This is a genomic window from Curtobacterium sp. 1544, assembly GCF_040544915.1.
GTDB classification, from domain to species: domain Bacteria; phylum Actinomycetota; class Actinomycetes; order Actinomycetales; family Microbacteriaceae; genus Curtobacterium; species Curtobacterium pusillum_C.
Genome location: NZ_JBEPKX010000010.1, coordinates 47,311 through 60,590, shown reverse-complemented (window position 1 = coordinate 60,590; position 13,280 = coordinate 47,311). Strand labels below are relative to the sequence as shown.

At 72.6% G+C, this 13,280-nt stretch carries 11 protein-coding genes; 10 read left to right on the top strand and 1 reads right to left on the bottom strand.

The window, feature by feature from the left end:
• Nucleotides 1-41: 41 nt before the first annotated feature.
• The 10 genes from ABIC61_RS08240 (at nt 42) to ABIC61_RS08195 (ending at nt 11,385) form a co-directional block, all read left to right on the top strand.
• On the top strand, nt 42-1,220 hold the full coding sequence (locus ABIC61_RS08240) for a Gfo/Idh/MocA family protein (protein WP_354029523.1): 1,179 nt from the start codon (nt 42-44) through the stop codon (nt 1,218-1,220).
• Complete coding sequence (locus ABIC61_RS08235; protein WP_354029522.1) at nt 1,221-1,919, top strand: ThuA domain-containing protein; 699 nt, start codon at nt 1,221-1,223, stop codon at nt 1,917-1,919.
• Nucleotides 1,916-3,001: a Gfo/Idh/MocA family protein gene (locus ABIC61_RS08230; protein WP_354029566.1), complete on the top strand. Its 1,086-nt coding sequence runs from the start codon at nt 1,916-1,918 to the stop codon at nt 2,999-3,001. Before ABIC61_RS08235 ends, ABIC61_RS08230 begins: the two co-directional genes overlap by 4 nt.
• A 32-nt stretch (nt 3,002-3,033) precedes the next feature.
• Nucleotides 3,034-4,080 carry a sugar phosphate isomerase/epimerase family protein gene (locus ABIC61_RS08225; protein ID WP_354029521.1) on the top strand — a complete coding sequence of 349 codons (1,047 nt, stop codon included), beginning with the start codon at nt 3,034-3,036 and terminating at the stop codon, nt 4,078-4,080.
• A gap of 83 nt (nt 4,081-4,163) precedes the next feature.
• Complete coding sequence (locus ABIC61_RS08220; RefSeq protein WP_354029520.1) at nt 4,164-5,339, top strand: ROK family transcriptional regulator; 1,176 nt, start codon at nt 4,164-4,166, stop codon at nt 5,337-5,339.
• Nucleotides 5,336-6,373: an NAD(P)-dependent alcohol dehydrogenase gene (locus ABIC61_RS08215; RefSeq protein ID WP_354029519.1), complete on the top strand. Its 1,038-nt coding sequence runs from the start codon at nt 5,336-5,338 to the stop codon at nt 6,371-6,373. Before ABIC61_RS08220 ends, ABIC61_RS08215 begins: the two co-directional genes overlap by 4 nt.
• 271 nt (nt 6,374-6,644) lie before the next feature.
• Nucleotides 6,645-8,018 carry an MFS transporter gene (locus ABIC61_RS08210; RefSeq protein ID WP_354029518.1) on the top strand — a complete coding sequence of 458 codons (1,374 nt, stop codon included), beginning with the start codon at nt 6,645-6,647 and terminating at the stop codon, nt 8,016-8,018.
• Nucleotides 8,019-8,143: 125 nt separating this feature from the next.
• A complete protein-coding gene (gene glmU, locus ABIC61_RS08205) occupies nt 8,144-9,577 on the top strand; it encodes a bifunctional UDP-N-acetylglucosamine diphosphorylase/glucosamine-1-phosphate N-acetyltransferase GlmU (RefSeq protein WP_354029517.1) in 1,434 nt (477 codons plus the stop codon).
• A gap of 54 nt (nt 9,578-9,631) precedes the next feature.
• A complete protein-coding gene (locus tag ABIC61_RS08200) occupies nt 9,632-10,609 on the top strand; it encodes a ribose-phosphate diphosphokinase (protein ID WP_144755684.1) in 978 nt (325 codons plus the stop codon).
• A complete protein-coding gene (locus ABIC61_RS08195; RefSeq protein ID WP_354029516.1) occupies nt 10,606-11,385 on the top strand; it encodes a putative protein N(5)-glutamine methyltransferase in 780 nt (259 codons plus the stop codon). The genes ABIC61_RS08200 and ABIC61_RS08195 overlap by 4 nt, the downstream gene beginning before the upstream one ends.
• A gap of 161 nt (nt 11,386-11,546) precedes the next feature.
• Here the strand turns inward: ABIC61_RS08195 and ABIC61_RS08190 are convergent, their stop codons facing one another.
• On the bottom strand, nt 11,547-13,142 hold the full coding sequence (locus tag ABIC61_RS08190) for a molybdopterin-dependent oxidoreductase (protein WP_354029515.1): 1,596 nt from the start codon (nt 13,140-13,142) through the stop codon (nt 11,547-11,549).
• Between the last annotated feature and the right edge of the window lie 138 nt (nt 13,143-13,280).

Sequence of the window (13,280 nt, the reverse complement as noted above, 5' to 3'; positions counted from 1 at the left end):
TGTTGGCTGTGGCAAGGACGTGATCGCAAGGGAGCGAGCGGATGGCACAGGATCGACTGCGGGTCGCCATGATCGGGCACGGCTTCATGGGAGCCGCGCACTCACAGGCCTGGCGGACCGCCCCGAGGTTCTTCGACCTCGGGGTCGAACCGGAGATGGCGGTGGTCGTCGGGCGCGATCCGGACCGCACCGAAGCTGCGCGGGCGCAGTACGGCTGGCAGACCGCGTCCACCGACTGGCGCGCCGTCGTCGCCGACCCGGACATCGACGTCGTGGACATCGTGTCGCCGGGTTCGTCGCACGTCGAGATCGCGATCGCCGCGCTCGAGGCCGGCAAGCACGTGCTGTGCGAGAAGCCCCTCGCCAACAGCGTCGCCGAGGCCGAGGCGATGACGGCCGCCGCCGCGGCTGCCCGGGTGGACGGCGTGCGCGCGATGGTCGGGTTCAGCTACCGCCGGGTGCCCGCGATCGCGTTCGCGAAGCAGCTCGTGGCGTCCGGCCGGATCGGGACCGTGCGGCAGGTCCGCGCGCTGTACCTGCAGGACTGGCTGGCCGACGCCGACGGCCCGATGACGTGGCGACTCGACAAGGAGCTCGCCGCGTCCGGAGCGCTCGGTGACATCGGTGCGCACGCGATCGACCTGGTCGAGCACGTCACCGGTGCGTCGCTCACCACGGTGTCGGGGCTGCTCGAGACCTTCGTGACCGAGCGCCCGCTGCTCGCCGACGGCGTCGGACTCTCCGGCACCGCGTCGAGTGAACGCGGGCAGGTCACGGTCGACGACGCCGCGTTCTTCACCGCACGGCTCGGCGGTGGCGCGGCCGACGGTGCGATCGGCACGTTCGAGGCCACGCGGTACGCCACCGGCCGGAAGAACGGCCTGACGCTCGAGATCAGCGGGTCCGACGGTGCGATCCAGTTCGACCTCGAGTCCATGAACGAGCTCCGGCTGTACGAGTCGTCGGCGCCGGCTGGGGAGCAGGGCTTCCGTCGCATCCTCGTCACCGAACCCGAGCACCCCTACATGGCGGCGTGGTGGCCCACCGGACACCTCATCGGGTACGAACACACCTTCAGTCACCAGGTGAAGGACTTCGTCGAGGCGGTCGTCGCCGGCACCGACCCGTCGCCGTCGTTCGAGGACGGCCTGCACGTGCAGCGCGTGCTCGACGCCGTCGAACGCAGCGCCGCCGACGGCAGCAGCTGGACGGTGATCTGAGTGACGGAACGCAAGCAGGCGCTCGTTGTCCGCGGTGGCTGGGACGGCCACCAGCCCGTCGAGACCACCGATTCGTTCGTGCCGTTCCTGCGGGACAACGGGTTCGACGTGCAGGTGTCGGACTCGACCGCCGTGTACGCCGACGAGGCAGTCATGGCTTCGGTCGACCTGATCGTGCAGGTCGTCACGATGTCCACGATCGCCGACGACGAGTTCGCCGGGCTGCAGCGTGCCGTCCTCCGCGGAACCGGACTGGCCGGGTGGCACGGCGGCATCGCAGACGCCTTCCGGAACACCGCCGACTACCTCCACATGATCGGCGGGCAGTTCGCGCACCACGCGGGCAAGGCCCCCGCGGAACGCGTCGGCGAGCAGTCCGACAACTACATCCCGTACACGGTGCACATCACCGAGGCAGGACACGAGCACCCCGTCACCCAGGGCATCGAAGACTTCGACCTCGTCACCGAGCAGTACTGGGTGCTGAGCGACGAGTACAACGACGTCCTCGCGACCACCACGCAGGCGGCCCGGGACTTCGACGCCTGGAACCGCCCGGTGACCGCGCCGGCGATCTGGACCCGCCAGTGGGGCGAAGGGCGCGTGTTCGTGTCCGCACCAGGGCACCGGCTCGAGGTCGTCGAGTCACAGCCGCTCCGCACGATCATCGAGAGGGGACTCCTGTGGGCAGCCCGATGAAGGTCGGAGTGGTCGGGGTCGGCGTCATCAGCCAGCAGTACTTCGACCACTTCCCGTCGCTGGACGGGCTCGAACTCACCGCGGTCGCCGACCTCGACGTCGACCGGGCACGCTCCATCGGGGCCACCCAGGGGGTCCGAGGCACGAGCGTCGACGAGCTCCTCGCCGCGGACGACGTCGACGTCGTGCTCAACCTGACGATCCCCGCCGCCCACGCCGAGGTCGCCACCCGAGCGCTCACCGCCGGCAAGCACGTGTACGGCGAGAAGCCGCTCGCGCTCTCGACGGAGCAGGCAGCGCCCGTGCTCGAGCTCGCGAACAGGGCCGGCCTGCGGGTCGGCAGCGCACCGGACACCGTGCTCGGCACCGGCATCCAGACCGCCCGTGCCGCGCTCGACGACGGGCTGATCGGGACTCCCGTCGGGGCTTCGGTCGCCTGGAGTGCGGCGGGCCACGAGCTGTGGCACCCGGCACCCGCGTTCTACTACCAGCCGGGCGGCGGACCGCTCCTCGACATGGGGCCGTACTACCTGACCAGCCTCGTCACCTTCTTCGGCCCGGTCGTGCGGGTCAGCGGCAGCGGCACGCGGTCGACCCGGGAACGGACCATCGCCACCGGACCGAACGCGGGCACCCCGATCCCAGTCGACGTCGACACCCACGTCGTGGCGATCCTCGAGCACGAGAGCGGCGTCGTCTCCACCGTCACGGTCTCGTTCGAGGTCTGGGCCACCCGCAGCCCGCTGTTCGAGGTCTACGGCACCGCCGGGACCCTCGGCGTCCCCGACCCGAACCGGTTCTCGGACACGGTGTCGATCGCCGACGCCGAGACACGCGAGTGGCGGGATCTGCCGACGAGCGCCGGGTACGCCGACGCCGGACGCGGCTACGGCCTCGCCGACATGGCCCACGCGATCGCCACCGACCGAGCGCACCGTGCTCCGGGCGAGCTCGCGTTCCACGTGCTCGAGATCATGGAAGCGGTCGGGACGGCCTCCCGCGAGCACGTCGTCGTCGACGTCCGGTCCCGGCCGGCACGGCCGGAGACGGTACCGCTCGGCGCACGACCGGACACGTGGTGACCGAGCACCGGCCACAGGAGGAAGGAAGCAGCATGACGGACACGACCCGTGCCTCCAGGCAGGAACCGCAGACGGCGCGGCCGGTGACCCTGTTCACCGGCCAGTGGGCGGACCTGCCCTTCGAGGAGGTGGCGCGCCTCGCGGGCGAGTGGGGGTACGACGGGCTGGAGATCGCCTGCTGGGGCGACCACCTCGACGTCCGTCGTGCCGCGACCGACCCGTCGTACGTCGCCGACCGCCGGGCGATCCTGGAGCGGAACGGCCTGCAGGTCTGGACCATCGCGAACCACCTGACCGGGCAGGCCGTGTGCGACGACCCGATCGACCAGCGCCACGAGGACATCCTCGCGCCGCACGTGTGGGGCGACGGCGACCCCGAGGGCGTCCGGCAGCGTGCCGCCGAGGAACTGCAGTGGACCGCGCGTGCGGCCGCGGCGCTCGGCGTCGACACCGTCACCGGGTTCTCGGGCTCCTCGATCTGGAAGACCGTCGCCGGGTTCCCGCCCGTGCCCGCCTCGATGATCGACGCCGGGTACCAGGACTTCCACGACCGGTGGTCGCCGATCCTCGACGTGTTCGAGGAGGTCGGGGTCCGCTTCGCGCTCGAGGTGCACCCGTCCGAGATCGCCTACGACTACTGGACGGCTCAGCGCGCGTTCGAGGTGTTCGCGGACCGGCCGGCGTTCGGGTTCAACTTCGACCCGTCGCACTTCGTGTGGCAGGACCTCGACCCCGCCGCGTTCCTGCTCGACTTCGCCGACCGGGTCTACCACGTGCACTGCAAGGAGTCGGTCAAGCAGCTCGACGGTCGGAACGGACGGCTCTCCTCGCACCTGCCGTGGGGCGACCCCCGGCGCGGCTGGGACTTCGTCACCGCCGGGCACGGGGACGTGCCGTGGGAGCGGGTGTTCCGCGTGCTGAACCACATCGGGTACGCGGGTCCGACGAGCGTCGAGTGGGAGGACGCCGGGATGGACCGGCTCGTCGGCGGGCCGGAGGCGCTGGCGTTCGTGCGGCGGCTCGGGACGATCGCGCCGCCGGAGGCCTCCTTCGACGCGGCGTTCTCACGGTCGCGGTGAGCGGCGCGCAGGGCCCGAGACTCGGCCGCAGCGACAGTTCTCGCGCTCCAGGGCCCGAGAACGGTCGCGCAGGCCGAGTCTCGGTGCCCAAGCAAGCGTCGCCCGGCAACGCCGCGCGGGTCCTCCGCATCGTGCACGAGGACGGCCCGGTCACCCGCGCCGAACTGACGCGCCGCACCGGGCTCAACCGGTCCACGACCCTCGCACTCGTCGGGGAGCTCGTCGACCTCGGACTCGTGCACGAGGAGACCCCCGCGCCGGGCACCCCGGGAACCGGCGTCGGACGACCGAGCAGCGTCGTCCGAGCCTCGAGCGACGTGCTCGCCGCGGCGGTCACGGTCGAGATCGACGCGGTCGGCGTCGCACTCGTCGGCCTCGACGGCACCGTGCGCGACCGCGAGGTCGAATCCCAGCAGGACGTCCCCAGCGCAGCGCAGGCGATGGACGCCGTCGCCCGGGTCCTCGCGGTGCTGACGGCCCGGACCGACCCAGCAGCCCGGATCGTCGGGGTCGGCGTCGCCGTCCCGGGCATCGTCCGCGTCGAGGACGGCACCGTCCGGGACGCGCCGCACCTCGGGTGGCGCGACGAACCCTTCGCCGCGCCCCTCGCCGACCGGATCGGGCTTCCGGTGCGTGCGGCGAACGACGCCAACCTCGGCGCCTGGGCGGAGCGCCTGTACGGCAGCGCCCGCGGTGTCGACGACCTGGTGTACCTCAACGGCGGCGCGAGCGGCATCGGCGGCGGGATCGTCAGCGCCGGCCGACCCTTCAGCGGCGCGGACGGGTACGCGGGGGAGCTCGGTCACACCTTCGTCGCCGCGAACGGCATCCGCTGCCGTTGCGGTGCCGTCGGCTGCCTCGAGACCGAGGCCTCCCGATCAGCCCTCACGCTCGTCACCGGCACGCCACCGGACGACCTGGCGGCGCTCGCCGTCGCGCTCGCCGCCGGACGCCCGGAGGTCGAGCGGGTCGTCGACCGGCAGGTCACCGCGCTCGCGACGGGGCTCCGGAACGCGATCCACACGGTCGACCCGGAGGTCGTCGTGCTCGGCGGCTTCCTCGGGACCCTGCTCGGCCACGTCGGGGGCCGGATCGAAGCCGACGTCCGTGCCCAGTCCATGCCGGCCATGACCGAGCGGCTCCGGATCGTCCCGGCCGCCCTCGGCACCGACGTCCTGGTGCGCGGTGCCGCCGAGATCGGCTTCCGCGACCTCCTGCTCGACCCGTCATCACCCACCACCGAATCGAGAACCCCATGACCTCCGTCCAGCGTCAGCGCACGAGCGTCCTGCTCGGCACGCAGGAGCTCACCGTCGAGGACCGACCCGTCCCCACCGTCGACCCCGGCGACGTGCTCGTCCGGGTCGCCGCCGTGGGCGTGTGCGGCTCCGACGTCCACTACTACCGGCACGGCCGCATCGGGGACTTCGTCGTCGAGGAGCCGCTCGTCCTCGGCCACGAGCTGTCCGGCACGATCGCCGCCGTCGGCGAGGGCGTCGACCCGGCCCGCGTCGGGGAGCGCGTCGCGATCGAGCCGCAGCGGCCCTGCCACCGGTGTGCGCAGTGCCTCGCCGGGCGCTACAACCTCTGCCCGCACATGCGCTTCTACGCGACGCCGCCCGTCGACGGGGCCTTCGCCGAGTTCGTCACGATCGAGTCCGAGTTCGCACACACGCTGCCCGACTCGGTGTCCTTCGAGGCCGGCGCGCTGCTCGAACCCCTGTCCGTCGGCATCGCCGCCGTCCGCAAGGCCGGGATCGTCCCCGGTTCGAGCGTGCTCATCGCCGGTGCCGGTCCGATCGGGATCATCTGCGCGCAGGCCGCGAAGGCGTTCGGCGCCTCGCGGATCGTCATCAGCGACCTCGTCCCGGAGCGTCGCGAGCGTGCGCTGTCCTACGGTGCCACCGAGACCGTCGACCCGACCGTGGTGTCCGTCGCGTCCGACCTGCCGCCGTTCGACGCGTTCATCGACGCCAGCGGTGCCCCGCGCGCGGTCTCCGACGGCATCAAGGCAGTCGGACCAGCCGGCGCCGCGGTGCTCGTCGGGCTCGGCAACTCCGAGATGACGCTGCCGGTCGAGCACATCCAGAACCTCGAGGTCACGGTCACCGGGATCTTCCGGTACACCGGCACGTGGCCGGTCGCGATCGAGTTGGTCGCCTCCGGGCAGGTGGACCTCGACTCGCTCGTGACGGGGCGGTTCGGTCTCGACGAGGTCCGCGAGGCACTCGAGAGCGACACCGACCCCGAGTCACTCAAGTCGGTCGTCTACCCGGGTGGCGTCCCCGCCTGACGTCGCATCGTGCGAGGTGTCCCGCCGGACGGTGCGAGGTCCCGCCCAGGGTGGCACCCTCGGTGCCTCGCACGGTGGACGGAACCTCGCACCGACCGCGGCGGCGACGAACGTCGCCCTTGCGTGGCGACCAAGGCCGGACTGGAGGCGCGTGGCAGCGCCGCCACGCGCCTCCAGTCCGCCTGCTGGTGACCACCACTGCACGCGACCCGCGTCGGGACGCCCCGACTGGGGCCACCGGCGCGACACCCGGACGCGCTACGGTTCGCGCATGACGGCTTCCCCCGCGGCTGCAGTGCCGCAGCGCACCGACCGCCGCGCGCTCGTGTCCTGGGCCCTGTGGGACTGGGGGTCCGCGGCCTTCAACGCCGTCGTCACGACGTTCGTGTTCAGCACCTACCTGGCGAGCCGGGCGTTCGTCGACCCCGCGCTCGTCGCCGACACCTCGGCCGCAGGGAAGGCGATCGTCGAACGCGAGCTCGCCCACAACGCGGCCGTGGTCTCGACGGCCCTGACCATCGCGGGGATCGTCGTCGCCCTGGTCGCCCCGGCGATCGGCCGCCTCGCCGACTCGTCCGGGCACCGCCGGCGCTCGGTCCTCATCGCCACGATCGGCATCGTGCTGTCCATCGCGGGCATGGTCTTCGTCGCACCGAGTCAGCCGTACCTGCTGCTCGGCGCCGCCCTGCTCGGCATCGGGACGGTCGCGTACGAGATCGCGAGCGTCGGTTACAACGCCATGCTCGGCCAGGTCGCGTCGGGGGAGGAGACCGGTCGGGTCTCGGCGATCGGCTGGGCGGCCGGGTACTTCGGCGGCATCGTGCTGCTCGTCGTGTTGCTCGTCCTGTGCATCCAGGACTTCGGCGGCGGCGACGTCGCGGGGCTCCTGCAGCTGCCGGCGACCGTGGCGTCCGGGCAGTGGGACGTCCGCGTCGCGATCGGCATCGCCGCCGTCTGGCTCGCGGTCAGCTCGATCCCGCTGTTCGTCACCGTGCCCGAGGCCGCGCCGGACCCCTCGGTGCGCGGCGGCGGGGTGTTCGGCGCCTACCGGGACCTCGGGCGGGACATCGCCCGACTCTGGCGTGAGCGGCGGAACGTCCTGGCGTTCCTGCTCGCGAGCGCCGTGTTCCGGGACGGTGTCGGCGCGGTGTTCACCTTCGGCGGGATCGTCGCCGCGCAGGTCTTCGGCTTCAGCTCGTCGCAGGTCATCCTGTTCGCCATCGCCGCGAACGTCGTCGCCGGTCTCGCCACGTTCCTGTCCGGGCGGCTCGACGACCGCTTCGGCTCGCGCGCGATCATCACGGTGTCGCTCGTCGGGCTGGCGGTGTGCGGGATCGGCGTCTTCGCGGTGGGCACGGTGACGGCGGGCTTCTGGGTGCTCGGCCTGACGCTGGCGGTGTTCGTCGGGCCGGTGCAGGCGTCCTCGAGGGCGTACCTCGCCCGGCTGGCCACGCCCGGCCGCGAGGGGGAGCTCTTCGGCCTCTACGCCACCACCGGCCGCGCGGCGTCGTTCCTGGCACCGGCGCTGTTCGGGGTCGCGGTGACCGTCGGCGGGTCGACGCGGTACGGGATCCTCGGCGTCGTGGTGGTGCTCGTCGCCGGGCTGGTGCTGATGGCGCTGGTGCGGCGGGAGCCCCGGGCGTAGGGAGCGTGCGGACCCGGCCTGGAGGCGCGGCTCGGCACTCCTCCACAGGTGCGGTTCAGCGCACGGTTGCGCACAGAGCCGCGGCTCGGTCGGACTCCGCAGGTCGCGTGCGCCAGGATGGTGGCATGACCGACCAGCGGATCGCCGTCGTCGTCCTCGCCGCGGGGCAGGGCACGCGCATGAAGTCGTCCACCCCGAAGGTGCTGCACCGTCTCGCGGGCCTCCCGCTCATCGCACACGTGCTCCGGACGGCGTCGTCCCTCGAGCCCGAGCACGTCGCCGTCGTCGTGCGGCACGAGCGTGACCGGGTCGCGGCCGAGGTCGTCGAGCGCGCCCCGGACGCGATCGTCGTCGACCAGGACGACGTGCCCGGCACCGGGCGTGCGGTCGAGGTCGCCGTGCAGGCGCTGCCCGCGGACTTCGACGGCGCCGTCGTGGTGCTGTCGGGCGACGTGCCGCTGCTCGACGCGCCGTCCCTCCGGTCACTCGTGGACGCCCACGTCGACGGCCGCAACGGTGCGACGTTCGTCAGCGCCATCGCTCCGGACCCGACCGGGCTCGGCCGCATCGTCCGCGGCGCCGACGGGGCGTTCGTCGGGGTCGTCGAGCACAAGGACGCGTCAGCCGAGCAGCTGACCATCACCGAGGCGAACGCCGGCATCTACGCGTTCGACGTCACCCACCTCCGTGCGGTGCTGCCGTCGCTGACCACCGCGAACGCGCAGGGCGAGAAGTACATCACCGACGCACCGGCACTCATCGGCGAGCGGGGCGGCCGGATCGACGTCGTCACCCTCACCGACCCGTGGCTCGTCGCCGGCATCAACGACCGCGCGCAGTTGTCCGACGCCGCCCGGGTGCTCAACGAGCGCATCGTCCGCCGTCACCAGCTCGCCGGGGTCACCGTGCAGGACCCGGCGACCACGTGGATCGACCTCGACGTGTCGATCGAGCCCGACGCCGAGATCCTCCCGGGTACGCAGCTCGTGGGCGCGACCGCGATCGCCGCCGGGGCGGTCGTCGGCCCGGACACCACCCTCCGCGACACCGAGGTCGGTGCCGGTGCGGTCGTCAACCGCGTCGACGCGACCCTGGCGGTCATCGGCGACGGGGCCTCGGTGGGGCCGTTCGCGTACCTCCGCCCGGGCACGATCCTCGGCGACCAGGGCAAGATCGGGACGTTCGTCGAGACGAAGAACGCCATGATCGGCCGGGGCAGCAAGGTGCCGCACCTGTCGTATATCGGCGATGCCGAGGTGGGCGAGGACTCGAACATCGGCGCGAACACCATCACCGCGAACTACGACGGCGTGCACAAGCACCGGACCGAGGTCGGGTCGAACGTCCGTACAGGCTCGCACAACGTGTTCGTCGCCCCGGTTAGGATTGGCGACGGGGCGTACACCGGCGCGGGTACGACCGTCCGCAAGGACGTACCGGCCGGTTCGCTGGCCATCAGCTACGCCCCACAGCGCAACACCGACGGATGGGTCGAGGAACACCGACCCGGCACGCCGGCGGCCGAGGCGGCTCGGCGCGCGAACGGCGAACAGATCTGACGGCTCTCGGGCCGATCGACACGGCCCCGCGGGGTCAGGGAGTGAGCACCGCACTTGTCCGGAATCAAAACGACCGGCCAGAAACGACTCGTCCTCGTCTCAGGACGAGCACACCCGGCGCTCTCGGCCGAGATCGCCGAAGAACTCGGTGTCGAGCTCGTCCCGACCGATGCCCGGACCTTCGCGAACGGGGAGCTCTACGCCCGGTTCGACGAGTCGGTCCGCGGCTGCGACGCCTTCGTCATCCAGTCGCACACCGCGCCGATCAACGAGTGGCTCATGGAGCAGCTCATCATCGTCGACGCGCTGAAGCGCGCCTCGGCGAAGCGCATCACCGTGGTGGCGCCGTTCTACCCCTACGCCCGGCAGGACAAGAAGGGCCGCGGGCGTGAACCGATCTCGGCCCGGCTCGTCGCCGACCTGTTCAAGGCCGCGGGCGCCCACCGGATCATGAGCGTCGACCTGCACGCCGCGCAGATCCAGGGCTTCTTCGACGGCCCCGTCGACCACCTGTTCGCGATGCCCGTCCTGCTCCAGCGCTTCCAGGAGATCCTCGACCCGTCGACGCTCACCGTCGTCTCGCCGGACATGGGTCGCGTCCGGGTCGCCGACATCTGGTCCGAGAAGCTCGGCGCGCCGCTCGCGATCATCCACAAGCGCCGCGACCCGCTGGTCCCGAACCAGGTCTCCGTGCACGAGATCGTCGGTGACGTCTCCGGCCGCGTGTGCCTGCTCGTCGACGACCTCATCGACACCGGTCGCACGATCGCCAAGGCCGCCGAGGCGCTCAAGGCCGCCGGTGCCACCGGTGTCGTCGTCGCGGCGACCCACGCGGTGTTCTCGGACCCGGCGACGGAACTGCTGCAGAGCGAGTTCATCGACCGGGTGGTCGTCACGGACACACTGCCCCTGCCGGAGGAGAAGCGCTGGGACCGGCTCGAGGTCCTGCCGATCGCTCCGCTCATCGCGCGCGCCATCCACGAGGTCTTCGACGACGGGTCGGTCACCTCGATGTTCGACGGTGCTGCTTGACCGCACCCGCGCGTGACGCGCTCGCGGCCCGACTCCGGGCCGCGGGCAGCGTCTTCGCCGAGGACGAAGCCGACCTCCTGCTCGAGGCCGGCGACGGCGACCCTGTTCGCCTCCGTTCGGTGGTGCAGCGGCGGCTCGGTGGTGAGCCGCTCGAGTACGTCCTCGGTTGGGCCGCGTTCGACGGGCACCGCATCCGCGTGACACCGGGGGTGTTCGTTCCTCGTGCCCGCACGACCGTCGTGGTGGAGCACGCCGCGCGTCGTCTGCAGCGCTACGACCGGGTCGTCGACCTGTGTTGCGGTGCCGGGGCGATCTCGGTGGCGCTGCTCGGACGCGTCGGAGCGCTCGACCTCGTGGCGGCGGACATCGACCCCGATGCGGTGGACGTCGCCGCGGAGAACATCGGCGACCGGGGCATCGTCGTCGTGGGGGACCTCTTCGCGCCGTTGCCTGACCGGTTCCGCGGCGCCGTGGACGTCATCGCCGTGAACGCCCCGTACGTGCCCACCGGGTCGATCCCGATGATGCCGTCGGAGGCCCGCGAGCACGAGCACCGCGTCGCGCTCGACGGCGGTGCGGACGGGCTCGACCTGCACCGGCGGATCGCTGCGGGGGCAGGGGAGTGGCTCCGCCCGGGCGGATCGGTCGTCATCGAGGTGTCGGATGCACAGGCGGCGGTGTCCTGCGCCCTGTTCGCCGACGCCGGGTTCCGTGCGTCCGTCGAGTCCGACGACGCCGTCGACGGCACCTGCGTCGTGGCGGCCCGCCCCGGCTGAGGCAGAGCAGAACGCGCGAGGCGGGGCCCGGCACGCGAGACGCCACCCGCCGGACGCGACGCCGCCGGATCCGGCGGTGTGTCGCAGTGGACGCGCTGTCTCGAGGACGCGACGGGGTCGCCCGAGCCGAGCCGCGCCTCCAGGCCGTTGACCGTCGACCGTCAGGCCGCGCGCACCTCGACGCTGTGCCATCCCGAGGCGCCGTTCGGTGCCGGCGGCCGCTCGACGCTCGTCTGCACCTCGCCGTCCGCGCTCACGGCACGCACCTGGATGCGGTGCGACCCCTTCGTCGGCGTCCACCGGTACACCCACTGCCGCCACGTGTCGGCGGACACGGAGTCCGCGAGCGTGGCCTCCTGCCACGCGCCGTCGCCGACCCGGACCTGCACGGCCTTGACCCCGGTGTGCGGCTGCCAGGCGACGCCCGCGATGGCGACGGTCGACCCGGCGTCGACCATGGACCCGGAGCGGGGCGTGTCGATGCGCGATTCGAGCTTGACGGGGCCGCGCTCCGACCAGCCGCGGGGCGTCCAGTAGCCCTGCGCGTCGGCGAAGCGGGTGACCTCGAGTTCGGTGACCCACTTCGTGGCGGACACGTAGCCGAACAGCCCGGGGACGACCATCCGGACCGGGAAACCGTGCTCCGGCGGCAGCGGCTCACCGTTCATGCCGACCGCCAGCAGTGCCGCGGTCCCGTCGTCCTGCAGCACGTCGAGGGGTGTCCCGGCGGTGAAGCCGTCGACGCTGCGGGACAGCACCATGTCTGCTCCCGAGTGTGGCCCGGCGCGTTCGAGCAGGTGCCGGATCGGGTAGCCGAGCCACAGCGCGTTGCCGATGAGGTCCCCGCCGACCTCGTTGGAGACACAGCTCAGGGTGGCGAGGTGCTCCTCGAGCGGCAGGGCGAGGAGGTCGTCCCACCTGAGCTCGACCTCGTGGTCGACGGCGCCGTGGATCCGCAACCGCCAGTCCGCGGTGTCGACCGACGGCACGCGCAGCGCGGTGTCGATCCGGTAGAAGTCGGCGTTCGGGGTCACGTACGGGGTGATGCCGGCGACGTCGAGCGACGCCCCGGCGGGGACGGCAGGCGCCGTGGTCGCGGGCTCCGGCAGTCGGATGGCCCGACGGGCGGCCGCGGCTGCCTGCATGGCCGAGGTCCCCAGCCTGGAGGCGGTGCCCACCACGACCGCGAGGGTCGCCGCGGTGACGCCCCAGACCAGGAACGCGCGACGCTCGGTCGACGCCGGCCGCGGTGCGGCGGACGGCACGGCGGCCGCTGCCTCCCAGCGGCGGAGCCGGACCGCGAGGAGCCGCAGCACGATGATCGCCGCGGCCACGCCGAGCACCGACGGTGCGCCGTCCCACGTCCCGCTGCCGGAGCGGGTGCTGACGGCCACGAGTGACAGGACCCCGCCGACCGCGAACACGAGCGCTCCGAACGGCGGCCGCGCCCGCTCGAGGACGCCGGCGCAGGCGCTGATCACGGCGACGAGGACCGCCATCAGGACGAACAACGCCACCTTGTCGCCGGTCCCGAACAGGGCGACCATGAGGTCCTTCGCACCGCGAGGGGCGAGGTCGATGACGGCCGAGCCGACGGCCACGAGCGGACTGCCGGCGCCGCCCAGCACGAGCGCGCCGAGCTCGGCGGCGGCGAAGAACGCAGCGGCGGCGACGAGACCGGTGCCCGCCGCGAGCAACACCGGTCGACGGACGGTTCGGGGTGCGGTCTCGACTACGGTCTCGACGTCAGTGGTCACGGGCCGAGCGTAGGTCGCGGCTGCCGCGCGTGGGCTGACAGTTGCGCGTGTCCCCGCCCGTTCACGGGGCCGGGCGTGGTTCGGCGCTCGTTCACGCGGCCGGGCGTGGTTCGGCGCCCGTTCACCGGGCCGGGCCAG

Bases quoted from the DNA above. Each gene is read 5' to 3' on its own strand.
- ABIC61_RS08240 (WP_354029523.1), top strand. From the start codon at position 42: ATGGCACAGGATCGACTGCGGGTCGCCATGATCGGGCACGGCTTCATG.
- glmU (WP_354029517.1), top strand. From the start codon at position 8,144: ATGACCGACCAGCGGATCGCCGTCGTCGTCCTCGCCGCGGGGCAGGGC.
- ABIC61_RS08225 (WP_354029521.1), top strand. From the start codon at position 3,034: ATGACGGACACGACCCGTGCCTCCAGGCAGGAACCGCAGACGGCGCGG.
- ABIC61_RS08210 (WP_354029518.1), top strand. From the start codon at position 6,645: ATGACGGCTTCCCCCGCGGCTGCAGTGCCGCAGCGCACCGACCGCCGC.
- ABIC61_RS08215 (WP_354029519.1), top strand. From the start codon at position 5,336: ATGACCTCCGTCCAGCGTCAGCGCACGAGCGTCCTGCTCGGCACGCAG.
- ABIC61_RS08230 (WP_354029566.1), top strand. From the start codon at position 1,916: ATGAAGGTCGGAGTGGTCGGGGTCGGCGTCATCAGCCAGCAGTACTTC.